The organism is Arthrobacter sp. A2-55 (assembly GCF_025548615.1).
GTDB lineage: Bacteria > Actinomycetota > Actinomycetes > Actinomycetales > Micrococcaceae > Specibacter > Specibacter silviterrae.
Window position 1 is genome coordinate 20873 of the sequence record NZ_JAJLOZ010000051.1, and the last position, 13617, is coordinate 34489.

Sequence of the window (13617 nt, forward strand, 5' to 3'; positions counted from 1 at the left end):
GCGCTGCGCCGGGCTACTTCAGCTGGTCGGCCGTATAGTAGCCGCTGTCAACCAGTTCCTTTGTGTAGTTCGCCTTGGTGACCACCACCGGCTGGAGCAGGAAGGTCGGGACCACCTTGACCTTGTTGTTGTAGCTGGTGGTGTCGTTGACCTCGGGGGTTTTGCCCTTGAGCAGGTCGTCGGCCATGGTCACGGCCTGGTCGCCCAGCTTGCGGGTGTCCTTGTAAATCGTCGAGTACTGCTGGCCGGCGATGATGGACTTCACCGAAGCGGCCTCGGCGTCCTGTCCGGTGATGATGGGCAGTGCGTTGGAGGCGTAGCCGGAGGCCTGCAGGGCGGAGATGATGCCGATGGACAGGCCGTCATACGGGGACAGGATGCCGTCCACCTTCGTGCCGGAAGAGTAGGTGCTGGCAATGAGGTTTTGCATGCGCTTCTGGGCCGTGGCCGGGTCCCAGCGGAGCGTGGCGATCTGGGTGAATCCGGTCTGGCCGCTCTTGACCACCAGGGTGCCGTTGTCGAGGTACTTCTTCAGGGTCTTCATGGCGCCGTTGTAGAAGAAGGTGGCGTTGTTGTCGTCGGGGCTGCCGGCAAAGAGCTCAATGTTGAACGGGCCCTTCTTCCCGGTTTCCTTGCCTGCATCGTCGAGGATGCCCAGCCCGGTCAGCAGCGACGTGGCCTGCTCCACGCCCACCTTTTCATTGTCAAAGGTGGTGTAGTAGTCAACGTTCTTGTTGCCGTTGATGAGGCGGTCGTAGGCAATGACTTTGATGCCGGCCTTGGCTGCGTTGTCCAGCTGGTCGCTCAGTGCCGTACCGTCAATCGAGGCAATGATCAACACTTTCGCACCCTTGGTGATCATGTTGCTGACCTGCTGGACCTGCTGGGGGATCTTGTCATCGGCATACTCGAGGTCTGTTTTGTAGCCCAGCTTTTCCAGCGACGCCTTGATGGCGTCGCCGTCCTTGATCCACCGTTCCGAGGTTTTGGTGGGCATGGCGATGCCGATCAGGGCCCCGCTGGAATTGGCGGCGCCGGAGCCGGCGGCGGCTTCACCGCCCCGGGTGCCGCAACCTGCCGTCCCCAAAGCAAGGCCCAGGGCTACGGCCCCAACGATCAAACTTTTGAATCTCATGGTTTGTTCCTTTGTGTCCCGAGGGCGTCAACACCAGGGGCCGGCGAAGGTGGCGGCCCCTGGCATGGATTCCAAGTAATTGTCGTGCCAGCAGCGCCAATAGATTGTTAGCGCTAACACGTGGGGTAAAGTGTAAGCCGCCTCACATGGGTCGTGTCAAGCCCGGGATGCGGCGGCATGCTGGGCTCCGCAGGGTTTTAGGGGTTGTTGACATTGTCAATTGTTAGCGTTCACAATTGAGACTGAAACCACACCATCCTGTTTCCGAGAGGCCTCCATGACTGAAATCCCACCGCCGCCGGTGCTGCCCCAACGGGAGGGCACGGACACTTACGTGGTCGGCGTTGACTACGGCACCCTGTCCGGACGGGCCGTGGTGGTCCGGGTGAGGGACGGCGCGGAACTGGGCAGCGGGACGTTTGACTACCCGCATGCCGTCCTGGCGGAGGCTCTCCCATGCGGCGTTCCGCTGGGCCTGGACTGGGCGCTGCAAGTGCCCAACGACTACCGCCTGGTGCTCCAACATGCAGTCCCCGCCGCCATCCGCGACGCGGGAATCGACCCGGCAGCCGTCGTCGGGCTTGGCACCGACTTCACGGCCTGCACCATGGTCCCCACGCTGGCGGACGGCACCCCCCTGAACGAGGTTCCGGGCCTGGCAGACCGTCCTCACGCCTATGTGAAACTGTGGCGCCACCACGCAGCGCAGCCCCAGGCGGAACGGATCAACACGCTGGCTGCCCAGCGCGGCGAGTCCTGGCTGCCCCGCTATGGCGGGCTGATCTCCTCAGAATGGGAGTTCGCCAAGGGCCTGCAGCTGCTGGAGGAGGACCCCGAAGTCTACGCGGCCATGGACCACTGGGTTGAGGCTGCGGACTGGATTGTGTGGCAGCTGACCGGTTCCTATGTCCGCAACGCGTGCACCGCCGGCTACAAGGGCATTTACCAGGATGGCGCCTATCCTTCCGAGGACTTCCTGGCCGCACTCAATCCCGCCTTCTCCGGCTTCGTCGCAGACAAGGTGGAACACTCGATCGGCCGGCTGGGGGACTCCGCCGGCACATTGACCGCCGAGGCGGCGGCATGGACAGGGCTCCCGGAAGGCATCGCCGTGGCCGTGGGCAACGTGGATGCGCATGTCACCGCCCCGGCCGCCCGCGCCGTGGCCCCCGGCGCCATGACGGCCATCATGGGCACGTCCACCTGCCACGTCATGAACGGCACCGAACTTCGTGAGGTCCCGGGCATGTGCGGTGCCGTGGACGGCGGCATCATCGACGGGCTGTGGGGCTACGAGGCCGGCCAGTCCGGCGTGGGCGACATTTTCGGCTGGTTCGTGAAGAACGGTGTTCCCCCGCAGTACCACCACGACGCCGCGGCGCGCGGCCTCAGCGTGCACGAACACCTGACGGAGCTGGCTGCCGCACAGAAAATAGGCCAGCACGGGCTCATCGCCCTGGACTGGCACAGCGGAAACCGCTCCGTGCTGGTGGACCACGAACTGTCCGGGGTGGTGGTGGGGCAGACCCTGGCCACCAAGCCCGAAGACAGCTACCGCGCCCTGCTCGAAGCCACGGCCTTTGGCACCCGCACCATCATCGAGGCCTTCAAGGCCTCGGGTGTGCCCGTGAATGAATTCACGGCCGCCGGCGGGCTGCCCCGCAACCGGCTCCTGATGCAGATTTACGCGGACGTGACTGGCCTGCCCGTGCGCACCATCGGCTCCACGCAGGCCCCGGCGCTGGGATCGGCCATCCACGCCGCCGTTGCGGCCGGCGCCTATCCCGACGTCCGGGCGGCCTCCGGCGCCATGGGTGCCGCTCCGGCGGACATTTACCTGCCCATCGCGGGGAACGTGGCTGCCTACAACGAGCTCTTTGCCGAGTACACCGCCCTCCACGACTACTTTGGCCGGGGAGCCAATGGGGTCATGCACCGGCTCAAGGCCATTGCGCGCAGGGCTGCCGGGGAGGTTCCGGCATGAGTGCCGCAGTGACGGGCCAAACACCCCCGGCCCCCACCCCGACCGTGGCGGAGAAGGTGGCCGCCGTCCGCGCCGAGGTGTGCGCCCTGCACGCCGAGCTGACCAGGTACGCCCTGGTGGTGTGGACGGCCGGCAATGTTTCGGCCCGCGTCCCGGGGGAGGAGCTGATGGTCATCAAGCCGTCAGGCCTGGCCTACGCGGAGCTGACGCCGGAATCCATGGTGGTCACCGACCTTGACGGCGCCCCGGCGGCAGGCGACTGGGGCAACCCAGCCCTTGCACCGTCGTCGGACACAGCAGCGCACGCCTACGTCTACCGCCACATGCCGGAGGTGGGCGGGGTGGTGCACACGCACTCCACCTATGCCACGGCGTGGGCGGCGCGCGGGGAGGCGATCCCGTGCGTGCTGACCATGATGGGCGACGAATTTGGCGGTGACATTCCCGTGGGGCCCTTCGCGCTGATCGGGGACGACTCCATTGGGCGCGGCATTGTGGAGACCCTGCAGTCCTCGAAGTCGCCGGCCGTGCTCATGAAGAGCCACGGGCCGTTCACCATCGGGCGGGATGCGCGCGCGGCGGTCAAGGCCGCCGTCATGTGCGAGGAGGTGGCCAAGACTGTCCATGTTTCGCGCCAGCTGGGCCAGCCGCTGCCCCTTGACCCGGCGCTGATTGCCTCCCTGCACCACCGCTACCAGAACGTTTACGGCCAATAACCCCTAATTTGGAGGAAATCATGACGATCAATCCCGCCGCAGTGTCCCTTCAGCAGTACGAAGTATGGTTTTTGACCGGCAGCCAGCACCTGTACGGGGAGGAGGTGCTGGCCCAGGTGGCCGCGCAGTCCCGCGAAATTTCCGATGCGCTCAATGCCTCCGGCGCCCCCGTGAAGCTGGTTTGGAAGCCGGTCCTGACGGACTCCGACGCGATCCGCCGCACCGCCCTTGAGGCGAACGCCGCGGACCACGTGATTGGCGTGACAGCGTGGATGCACACCTTCTCCCCGGCCAAGATGTGGATCCAGGGGCTGGACGCGCTGCGCAAGCCCCTGCTGCACCTGCACACCCAGGCCAATGTGGAACTGCCGTGGGAGGACATTGACTTTGACTTCATGAACCTCAACCAGGCCGCCCACGGCGACCGCGAATTTGGCTACATCCAGACCCGCCTGGGCGTGCCCCGGAAAACCGTGGTGGGACACGTGTCCAACCCGGAGGTGCAGCGCCAGGTGGGCGTGTGGCAGCGTGCGGCCGCCGGCTGGGCCGCCGTCCGCGGGCTGAAGCTGACCCGCTTCGGCGACAACATGCGCAACGTGGCGGTCACGGAAGGGGACAAGACCGAGGCGGAGCTGCGCCTGGGCGTTTCCGTCAACACCTGGAGCGTCAACGAACTTGCCGACGCCGTCCACGCCTCCGCCGAGGCGGATGTTGACGCGCTGGTGGCCGAATACGCGGAACTCTACGACGTGGCCCCGGAGCTGCGCCGCGGAGGGGAGCGGCACGAGTCCCTGCGCTACGGGGCGAAGATCGAACTGGGCCTGCGCTCCTTCCTGGAGGCGAACGGCTCGGCTGCCTTTACGACGTCGTTCGAGGACCTGGGTGCCCTGCGCCAGCTTCCGGGACTCGCCGTGCAGCGGCTCATGGCGGACGGCTACGGCTTTGGCGCAGAGGGCGACTGGAAGACGGCCATCCTGGTCCGGGCCGCCAAGGTCATGGGTGCCGGGCTGCCCGGCGGGGCCTCGCTCATGGAGGACTACACCTACAACCTGGTGCCGGGGCAGGAGACCATCCTCGGCGCGCACATGCTTGAAGTCTGCCCGTCGCTGACCACGTCCCGGCCCCGCCTGGAGATCCACCCGCTGGGCATTGGCGGCCGTGAGGACCCCGTACGGCTGGTCTTTGACACGGACCCGGGCGCGGGCGTGGTGGTGGCCCTGTCCGACATGCGGGACCGCTTCCGCCTGGTGGCCAACGCCGTGGATGTGGTCCCGCTGGAGCAGCCGCTGCCCAAGCTGCCCGTGGCCCGCGCCCTCTGGTCCCCCAAGCCGGACTTTGCCACGTCCGCCGCCGCCTGGCTGACGGCCGGTGCCGCCCACCACACAGTGCTGTCCACGCAGGTGGGCGTGGAGGCATTTGAGGACTTCGCCGAAATGGCGCAAACTGAACTTCTGACCATTGACCAGGGCACCACCCTGCGCGACTTCAAGAAGGAGATCCGATGGAACCAGGCGTACTACAAGCTGGCCGGCGGACTGTGAACGGACCCGACTACCTCATCAAGGCCGGGGATTACACGGCCCGCATCGTGGCCCGGGGTGCCGCCCTGTGCGAACTCCAGCACCTGGGCCGCGACTTGGTGGTGCCGTTTTCCGCCGATGTGCCCATCCCGGACTACCGCGGCATCATTGCCGCGCCCTGGCCAAACCGGGTGGCGGACGGCGCCTACCGCTGGGACGGGGACGTGTACCACCTCCCCCTCAACGAGCGCGACCGCGGGACGGCCCTCCACGGGCTGGTGCTGGGCCTGGAGTGGGAGCTGGAAGCGCACGACGACGACCGGCTCACCTTGCGCTGTGCCCTGGAACCGTCGAAGGGGTACCCGTCCGCCCTGGAGGTCCGCGCGGACTACCGCCTGGACGAAAATGGGCTGCACTGCACCGTGACCGCCAGCAACGTTGGCACGGCCGCAGCCCCCTACGGCGTGTGCCCCCACCCCTACCTGGTGGCGGGAGAGGCGCCGCTGGACGAATGGACTCTGTCCGTGCCGGCGTCGCACTTCCTGGCCGTGACGCCGGACCGCCTGCTGCCGCTGGGCCTGGAGGCGGTGGAGGGGCACGCCTTTGACTTCCGCACGCCCCGGGTCATCGGAACCACGCAAATTGACCATGCCTTCACCGGCCTTGGCCTGGACGCGGACGGCGTGCACCGGCTGCTCCTTTCCGACCCCTCCGGGACGTTCGTGGGAATGCAGTGGGACGCCTCGTGCCCCTGGCTGCAGCTCCACACGGCGGACAAGCCGGAAGGTGTGCCGGGCCGCCTGGGTCTGGCCGTGGAGCCCATGACCTGCCCGCCGGATGCATTCAATTCCGGCACGGACCTCATCCGGCTGGAACCCGGGGACAGCCACACGGCCGGCTGGAGCATTTTTGGCGGCTAGGGTCTTGTAGCATCAAAGCGGCGGGCGATTGTCCCGCCGCAACGATGAAACGAGGAACGAATGCGGGCTACGGTGAAGGACGTTGCAGCCCGCGCGGGGGTCTCGCCCAAAACCGTCTCCAATGTGGTGAACGGGCTGGTCCCCGTCAGTGAACGCACGCGCGCCAAGGTGGAGGCCGCCCTGGCGGAGCTGGACTACGTGCCCAATCTTTCCGCCAGGGGCCTGCGCAACGGACGCACGGGCGTCATTGCGCTGGCACTGCCCGACCTGGCCACGCCGTATTCAGCCGAGCTGGCCCACCACGTTGTGGAGGTGGCCCACGAGCAGGGGTTCGGCGTCCAGATTGAGGAGACGGGCCGGGATCCGGGCCGGGAGTTTGAGCTGGTGACCAAGGCCCGGTCCAACCTGATCGACGGGTTGATCCTGAATCCCGTGGACCTGGATGAGAGCGCCATCAGGGTGGGCGGAAACCTGCCCCCGATGGTGCTGCTGGGAGAGGTGTCGCAGCGGCGCGTGGACCAGGTGGGCGTGGACAATGTTGGTGCCGCGCGGGAGATGACACTGGCGCTGGCCGGCACGGGGAGGCGCCGGATCGCCGTGCTGGGCTGCGTTGACCGGCGCAGCTCCGCAACGGCACTGGTGCGCACCGAGGGCTACCGGCTGGCCCTCCAGGATGCCGGAATTCCCCACGACCCCGCGCTGGAAATTGCCTGCGACGAGTGGACGCCGGCAGGCAGTGCCGCCGCCCTGGCGGACTTCCTGGCGCGGCATGAATTGCCGGACGCGCTCTTTTGCTTCACGGACTCGCTGGCCATTGGCGCCTTGAGCGTGCTGGCCGCTTCCGGGCACCGCGTGCCCGAAGACATCCTGGTGGCCGGCTTTGACGACGTGGCGGACGGCCAGTATGCCGTCCCCGCGCTGACCACCATCTCCGTGGACAAGCGCGCCATGGCTGAAAACGCGCTGCGGCTGCTCACCGAACGCATGGCGGACCGGCGGAGAGAGCCGGTCCAGCTGGCGCTGCCCTACAAGCTGGTGGTCCGTGCCAGCACGGGGGCCATTTCCGGACCGGGAGCCTGACACCGGGCCGCGGGCCGTGCGAAAGAAACATTGTGCGCGCTAACAAAAAACTCTTGCGCCGCCTATTACAACGATGTAATCTGTGTTTCAGGTCACCAAACGTCCACCGGGGCGGCGGCATTTCGCCGCACGCCGCGGTGGACGGACGGCACGGTTGCCGGATGGCACACAGGCCAGGGATTTACCTCAGACATCGAATGAACTGATTCGGCGCAAACGAAGGAGTGAGCGATGCACGGAGCGCGTGAAGGATCCGCAACCGGGCTGTCCAGAAGGACGCTGCTGCGCAGCGGCGGACTGGCACTGTCCGGGCTGGCGGCGGCCGGCATGCTGTCCGGCTGCGGCGGCACGGCCCAGGCAGCCGGGGCGGAGCAGCTGCGGTTCTGGCACCTGCTTTCAGGCGGTGACGGAATCAAGATGCAGGCCATGATCGACTCCGCCAACGCCTCGCAGCAGGCCTACAAGGTGCTGCCCACCGTACTGGCCTGGGGCGCCCCGTACTACACCAAGCTCGCGATGGCCTCCGCCGGCGGCAGGCCGCCGGAAGTTGCCATCATGCACGCGGCCCGCGTTCCCGGCTATGCCCCCGGTGGGCTCCTGGACCCCTGGGACCTGGACCTGCTGGCCACGCACGGGGTCACGAAGGACGATTTCGCACCGCGCATCTGGGAAAACAGCCAGCTGGACGGCAAGGTCTTCTCCATCGCCCTGGACTCCCACCCCTTCATCCTGATGTACAACACCGAGGTGGCCGGCAAGGCCGGCGTGCTGGGCGCCAACGGCCAGCTGGAGACCATCACCAGCGGGGACCGCTTCAAGGAAGCCGCCCTTGAGATGGCCAAGGTCACCGGCAAGCACGGCCTGTCCTACGGCTACCTCAGCGACGGGGCCCAGATGTGGCGCATGTTTTACACCTTTTACCGCCAGCACGGCGCCACCATGGAACTGCCGCAGGGGCAGAAGGCCAAGGTGGACAGGGACGTGGCCGTGGACGTGCTCGAATACATCCACTCCCTGCTGGACGGAAAAATTGCCACGGCCAGCGGCGACGGCGGCACTGCCATCGCAGAATTTGCCAGCCAGGGCTCGGGCATGCTGGCCAGCGGCGTGTGGGAACTGCCCACCATGCAAACCGCGAAGGTCCCCTTTGACGCCATGCCCATCCCCACCCTCTTCGGCACCCCCGCCGCCTACGCGGACTCGCACGCCTTCGTCCTCCCGCACCAGCAGAACCTGGATGAGCAAAAGCGGTCCGATGTTTACGCCTTCGTGGCCCAAATACTCAAGGGCTCGCTGAACTGGGCCAAAGCCGGACACATCCCCGCCTTCCAGCCCGTGGTGCGCTCCGAGGCCTACAAAAACCTGCTGCCCCAGGCCCATTACGCCGGTGCCGCGGACATCATCAACTACGATCCGCGGGCCTGGTTCACCGGCTCCGGCTCCGACTTCCAGTCCTACTTTGCCGAGAACATCCAAAACGTGTTCCTCGGGCGCACCCAGGCCAAGGACGGCTGGGACGCGTTTGTCCGCCGCCTGGACACCCTGCTGTCCAAGCCGAACCCGGTGTAGGCGGCGGGGATGGAATCACAATTCATGTTTGGGAGAGAAATTCTTGCGGCAAGGGAGCCACGGCAATGAGCACTACCATCGACAAGCGGCAGGCGGCACCCGCGGCGCCTGCTGAAAACCGGCACGAGGCACGGAAGCGGCGCGACAGGATCCACGGCTGGTCCTTCATGGCGCCCTTCCTGGCGTTCTTTGGCCTGTTCCTCATCTGGCCCCTGATTTACGGGGTCGTCATGAGCTTCACGGGCAAGTCCCTGACAGGGGCCAACAGTTCCTTCCTGGGCCTGGCCAACTATGCCGAAGCCCTCGGGGACGCCGACATGTGGCACTCCCTCGGCAACACCCTGTACTTCACCGTCATCAGCACCGTGCCCCTGGTGCTGGTGGCCCTGCTGATGGCCGCACTGGTCAACATGGGCCTGCCCGCCCAATGGCTCTGGCGGCTGTCCTTCTTCGCCCCGTTCCTGCTCGCCTCCACCGTGGTCTCCCTGTTCTTTGTCTGGATGTTCAACCCCCAGCTGGGCCTCATCAACGACGTCCTCGGCAAGGTGGGCCTGGCCCCGGTCGACTGGCTCAACAACCCCGACGTGGCCATGTGGTCGATCGTCATCGCCACCCTGTGGTGGACTGTGGGCTTCAACTTCCTGCTGTACCTGGCCGCCATGCAAAACATCCCGACGGCGCACTATGAGGCGGCACAGCTGGACGGCGCCGGAGGGTGGCGCCAGTTCTTCTCCATCACGCTGCCGCAGCTGAACCAGACCACCATCATGATCGTGATCCTGCAGGTCCTGGCCTCGCTGAAAATCTTCGACCAGGTGTACCAAATGACCGGGGGAGGCCCCGGCGGGGCAACCCGGACCATTGTGCAGTACATCTTCGAGGCCGGCTTCACCGGCTACCGGCTGGGCTATTCGGCAGCCATCTCCTACATCTTCTTTGGCCTGATCGTGGTTGTCTCGATCGCCCAATTCGCCGTCACCCGCAAGAGGAGCGCATAGCCATGGCCACCACCCTCACCGCACCCGCCCGCACCAGCCGCCGGACCGCCGTCGAGCCTTCCAGGAAACGGCGCAAGCCGCTTTCCCCGGCACGCATCATTGCCACAGTCATAGTTGCCGTCCTGGCGGTGACCTGGCTGGTGCCCTTTGCCTGGGCCACCATCACGGCGTTCAAGAGCGAGACGGAGGCCGCGGCGGCGCCCATCACGCTGGTGCCAAAGTCAGGGTTCACCTTCGACGCCTTCGCCAAGGTGCTCCAGCAGGGAAACATTCCGCAATGGACATGGAACTCCCTGTTCACCTCCGCCGCCGTCACGGCCGTCACGCTGGTGATTTCCGCGCTGGCCGCCTACGCGCTGTCCCGGATCGACTTCAAGGGCCGCAAGGTGCTCATGACCGTCATCGTGGCATCGCTGATTGTGCCGCCGCCCGTGCTGATCATTCCGCTGTTCTACCAGATGGTTTCCTTCCACATGATTGACACGTACTGGGGCATCATCCTGCCGCAGGTCATTGCGCCGGCCATGGTGTTTGTGCTCAAGAAGTTCTTTGACCAGATCCCCCGCGAGCTTGAGGACGCCGCCCTGGTGGACGGCGCCGGGCGGATCCGCATCTTCCTGCAGGTGGTGCTGCCGCTGTCCCGGCCCATCCTGGCCGCCGTGGCCATCTTCGTGTTCATTGGCGCCTGGAACAACTTTCTCTGGCCGTTCATCGTCACCAATGACAGCGCCATGCTGACCCTGCCCGTGGGCCTGCAGACCATCAAGAGCGCCTACGGAATCCAGTACGCGCAAAACATGGCCTCCGCCCTGCTGGCCGCGCTGCCGCTGATCCTGGTGTTCCTGTTCTTCCAGCGCCAGATCATCAAGGGCATTTCCACCACCGGCCTGGCCGGGACCTGAATTTCACCCCCAGCTTTTTCAAATCACACATACCCACTAGGAGAACCAGCCACATGTCACGCGCACGGATCAGCATTGACCGCGACTTCACCGTTTCCGAGGTTCCGCACCGCCTCTTCGGATCCTTTGTGGAACATATGGGCCGGTGCGTATATACCGGCATTTACGAGCCCGGCCATGCCCGGGCGGATGCGCAGGGCTTCCGTGAGGACGTCCTGGCCCTGACCCGCGAACTGGGCGCCACCGTGATCCGCTACCCCGGCGGCAACTTTGTCTCCGGCTACAACTGGGAGGACGGGATCGGCCCGGTGGCGGAGCGCCCTCGCCGCCTGGACGGCGCCTGGCACACCCTGGAAACCAACGCGTTCGGGCTCCACGAATTCGTTGACTGGTCCAGGAAGGCCGGCACCGAGATCATGGAGGCCATCAACTTGGGCACCCGCGGCGTGGAGGCGGCCCGCGAGATTGTGGAATACGCCAACCACCCCGGCGGCACCTATTGGTCCGAGCTCCGTGCAAGGAACGGCCACCGGGACCCCTTCAACATCAAGCTGTGGTGCCTGGGCAATGAGATGGACGGCCCGTGGCAGATTGGCCACAAGACGGCGCAGGAATACGGCCGGCTGGCCCAGGAGGCAGGGAAGGCCATGCGGCTGGTGGACCCGGACATTGAGCTGGTGGCCTGCGGCAGCTCCGGCTCCGGCATGCCCACCTTCGGCGCCTGGGAGCAGACAGTGCTCACCCATGCCTACAGCGAGGTTGACTACGTCTCCCTGCACGCCTACTACCAGGAGCACGACGGCGACGCCGCCAGTTTCCTGGCCAGCGCCGTGGACATGGACTACTTCATCGACGCCGTGGTGGCCACGGCGGACTCCGTGCGTGCCAAGGGCAAGCATAAAAAGCACATCAACCTGTCCTTTGACGAATGGAACGTCTGGTACCAGCGCGGGCTGGACACCGAGGACCAGCCGGAGCAGGTCAACGCCTCCGGCTGGCGCGAGCACCCCCGCGTCATCGAGGACAAGTACAACGTCACCGACGCCGTGGTGGTGGGCACCTTGCTGAACTCGCTGCTGCGCCACGGCGACCGGGTCAAGATCGCCAACCAGGCCCAGCTGGTCAACGTCATTGCCCCGATCCTGGCGGAGCCCAACGGACCGGCCTGGCGCCAGACCATCTTCCACCCCTTCGCCCGGATGGCGGAACTGGCCAAGGGGCAGGTGCTGCGCACAAACGTGGTTTCGGACAAGGTGGAAACCACCCAGTTCGGCGGGGCGGACCTGGTGGATGTCAGCGCCACCTGGAACGAGGAAACAGGCCGCCTTGCCCTGTTCCTCGCCAACCGGGGGCTGGACGAGGCCGCCGAGGTGGACGTGGCGCTGCGCGGCTTTGACGCCAAGCGGGTGCTGCGGGCCGAAGTCCTGAAGGTGCCCGAAGGCGGGGACCGCTTCACCAAGAACACGCTGGCGGCGCAGGACCAGGTGGGAATGGTGCCCCTGGACGGCGTCACCGCCGCCGGGGACCAGCTGAAGGTGGCGCTCCCCGCACTGTCCTGGTCCGTCGTCGAACTTGAGGTGGCGAAAAACTAGCGCCCGCGGGCGTCCTGGGCCGTGCTAGCTGCGGCGGTCCAGGACGCCGATCGTGGCGCCCTTGGCGTCGGTGATGGTCATCTTGTTGCCGTCGATCTTGGCGCCGGCCGCGCCGCTGAGCCAGGTGTCGATGCCGTCGCAGGACGTCTTGGTGTTTGCCTGGTGCTGGAGCTGGACCACGTTGGGGTTGGCGTCCTGCACGGCCCACTGGCCCACGATGCGGTTGCAGCCGTCGCTGCCGGAGAGGTAGCCGGCCGAAACGCCGCCCGTCTGCTGCGCCACGGCGAGCTGCAGGTACGGCTGCTTGTCGGTGTTGTAGCCGTTGCCCCAGGTGCCGACCGGGCCGGTTGAGGCACCGCAGGCGGACATGGTGAAGGCGAGGGCAAGGCCGCCGGCAAGGGCGAGGACGCGTTTCATGAAGAGGTTGCTCCGTTCGTGGGGCTCAGCAGTTCCGTTTCCCCCATGGTATTGCATGCACCTTGGTTGCCGCCCCCGTTCCCTGCACCGGGCAGGGTCAGGCGGGCACCAGCGGTGAGGTGGGCACGGCCGCCGTCAGGACGCCGTCGCGCATGGTTGCGACGCCGTCGGTGAGCGGCACGAATTCCGTGTCGTGGGTGACCATCACGGTGGCGACCTGGAATTCGTCCGTCACCTGGCGCAGCAGGCGCACGATCGATTCGCTGCGCTCGTGGTCCAGCGCCGCCGTGGGCTCGTCCACCAGCAGGACCTTGGGCGAGCCCATCAGGGCCCGGGCAATGTTGACGCGCTGGCGCTGCCCGCCGGAGAGCTGGTGCGGGCGCTTGCCGGCGCAGTCGGCCAGCCCGACGACGTCCAGCAGCTCCGCGGCCCGGCCCGCCGCCGCGCGCAGGGACTTCCCGCGCAGGTGGTCGCCGATGATGAGCTGTTCGGCGGCCGTCAGGGAAGCGAGCAGGTTGGGCTGCTGGAAGATGATGCCCACCTTGTCCCTGCGGAGCGTGGTGAGTTCCTTGGCGGACAGGGAGTGGGCGTCGGTGCCGTCAATGACCACCAGGCCCGACGTCGGCGTGACCAGGGTGGCGGCCACGGCCAGCAGGCTGGACTTGCCGGAGCCGGACGGGCCCACCAGGGAGACAAACTCGCCGGCGTCCACGGACAGGCTGACGCTGTCCAGGGCGGTGACGGTGCCGTCGCCGTCGGGGTAGTCAAGGGTGACGTTGGAAAG

At 66.5% G+C, this 13617-nt stretch carries 12 protein-coding genes; 9 read left to right on the forward strand and 3 right to left on the reverse strand.

The features are described from left to right. Positions 1–13: 13 nt before the first annotated feature. Positions 14–1135 carry a multiple monosaccharide ABC transporter substrate-binding protein gene (gene chvE, locus LPN03_RS14040; RefSeq protein ID WP_262454701.1) on the reverse strand — a complete coding sequence of 374 codons (1122 nt, stop codon included), beginning with the start codon at positions 1133–1135 and terminating at the stop codon, positions 14–16. A 277-nt stretch (positions 1136–1412) separates the two neighbouring features. On the opposite strand from chvE, the gene araB reads away from it, so the two are divergent. The 9 genes from araB to LPN03_RS14085 all read left to right on the forward strand — a co-directional run bounded on the left by araB (position 1413) and on the right by LPN03_RS14085 (position 12416). Beyond that, the gene (gene araB / locus LPN03_RS14045) at positions 1413–3119 is read left to right on the forward strand and encodes a ribulokinase (protein ID WP_262454702.1); all 1707 of its coding nucleotides are present in this window, start codon (positions 1413–1415) and stop codon (positions 3117–3119) included. Further along, a complete protein-coding gene (locus tag LPN03_RS14050) occupies positions 3116–3835 on the forward strand; it encodes an L-ribulose-5-phosphate 4-epimerase (protein ID WP_262454703.1) in 720 nt (239 codons plus the stop codon). The genes araB and LPN03_RS14050 overlap by 4 nt, the downstream gene beginning before the upstream one ends. A gap of 20 nt (positions 3836–3855) precedes the next feature. After that, positions 3856–5376 (forward strand): L-arabinose isomerase, encoded by a 1521-nt coding sequence (araA, locus tag LPN03_RS14055; RefSeq protein WP_262454704.1) that lies wholly within the window; start codon positions 3856–3858, stop codon positions 5374–5376. Further along, positions 5337–6275, forward strand: coding sequence for an aldose 1-epimerase family protein (locus LPN03_RS14060; protein ID WP_262454705.1), 939 nt, complete (start codon positions 5337–5339; stop codon positions 6273–6275). The genes araA and LPN03_RS14060 overlap by 40 nt, the downstream gene beginning before the upstream one ends. 60 nt (positions 6276–6335) lie before the next feature. After that, positions 6336–7355: a LacI family DNA-binding transcriptional regulator gene (locus LPN03_RS14065; protein ID WP_262454706.1), complete on the forward strand. Its 1020-nt coding sequence runs from the start codon at positions 6336–6338 to the stop codon at positions 7353–7355. 231 nt (positions 7356–7586) lie between these two features. After that, positions 7587–8924 carry an extracellular solute-binding protein gene (locus LPN03_RS14070; RefSeq protein ID WP_410468596.1) on the forward strand — a complete coding sequence of 446 codons (1338 nt, stop codon included), beginning with the start codon at positions 7587–7589 and terminating at the stop codon, positions 8922–8924. Between the two features lie 65 nt (positions 8925–8989). Beyond that, positions 8990–9922, forward strand: a complete 933-nt coding sequence (locus LPN03_RS14075) for a carbohydrate ABC transporter permease (RefSeq protein WP_165183105.1) — start codon at positions 8990–8992, stop codon at positions 9920–9922. Between the two features lie 2 nt (positions 9923–9924). Next, entirely contained in the window at positions 9925–10824 is a 900-nt protein-coding gene (locus tag LPN03_RS14080) for a carbohydrate ABC transporter permease (RefSeq protein ID WP_262454707.1), read from the forward strand. A gap of 53 nt (positions 10825–10877) precedes the next feature. Then, positions 10878–12416 carry an alpha-N-arabinofuranosidase gene (locus LPN03_RS14085; RefSeq protein ID WP_262454708.1) on the forward strand — a complete coding sequence of 513 codons (1539 nt, stop codon included), beginning with the start codon at positions 10878–10880 and terminating at the stop codon, positions 12414–12416. Positions 12417–12440: 24 nt separating this feature from the next. Here LPN03_RS14085 and LPN03_RS14090 read toward each other — a convergent pair whose 3' ends face one another. Further along, entirely contained in the window at positions 12441–12833 is a 393-nt protein-coding gene (locus tag LPN03_RS14090; RefSeq protein ID WP_262454709.1) for an META domain-containing protein, read from the reverse strand. A 97-nt stretch (positions 12834–12930) separates the two neighbouring features. Next, positions 12931–13617, reverse strand: a 687-nt coding sequence (locus tag LPN03_RS14095; protein ID WP_262454710.1) for an ABC transporter ATP-binding protein, incomplete at its 5' end; no start/stop codon positions are given.